The sequence below is a fragment of the Allobacillus halotolerans genome, from assembly GCF_018967645.1.
GTDB classification, from domain to species: Bacteria; Bacillota; Bacilli; order Bacillales; family Alkalibacillaceae; genus Allobacillus; species Allobacillus halotolerans.
Genome location: NZ_JAHLZF010000094.1, coordinates 1 through 537, shown reverse-complemented (window position 1 = coordinate 537; position 537 = coordinate 1). Strand labels below are relative to the sequence as shown.

The following is a 537-nucleotide window of genomic DNA, read 5'->3' as shown; positions in this document are numbered from 1 at the left end:
TTACTTAATTAAGGGGTGATTTTTATGGAAGGTAATTTTAAAAATGTAAAGAAACTTATTTACGAAGGCGAAGAATATACAAAAGTATATGCTGGAAATATCCAAGTATGGAAAAAGCCTTCATCTTTTGTAATAAAACCCTTACCTAAAAATAAATATCCGGATAGCATAGAAGAATCAACAGCAAAATGGACAATAAATGGAGTTGAACCTAATAAAAGTTATCAGGTGACAATAGAAAATGTACGTAGCGGTATAATGAGGGTTTCGCAAACTAATTTAGGTTCAAGTGATTTAGGAATATCAGGAGTCAATAGCGGAGTTGCAAGTAAAAATATCAACTTTAGTAATCCTTCAGGGATGTTGTATGTCACTATAAGTGATGTTTATTCAGGATCTCCGACATTGACCATTGAATAATTTTAAACGACTAATTTTTAGTCGTTTTTTTATTTTGGAAAAAAGGAGCAAACAAATGGATGCAAAAGTAATAACAAGATACATCGTATTGATCTTAGCATTAGTAAATCAATTCTT

Annotated in this window: 1 protein-coding gene and 1 pseudogene; both read left to right on the top strand. The window is 30.5% G+C overall.

The features are described 5' to 3' along the window. The first annotated feature begins 24 nt into the window (after positions 1 to 24). Positions 25 to 420, top strand: a complete 396-nt coding sequence (locus KQ486_RS14270; protein WP_000398878.1) for a hypothetical protein — start codon at positions 25 to 27, stop codon at positions 418 to 420. A gap of 55 nt (positions 421 to 475) precedes the next feature. Continuing rightward, positions 476 to 537 (top strand): annotated as a pseudogene (locus KQ486_RS14265) (phage holin); the annotation flags it as partial.

What these genes read in the sequence shown, in the direction of transcription:
- KQ486_RS14270 (WP_000398878.1), top strand. Translation starts at nt 25, where the DNA reads ATGGAAGGTAATTTTAAAAATGTAAAGAAACTTATTTACGAAGGCGAA.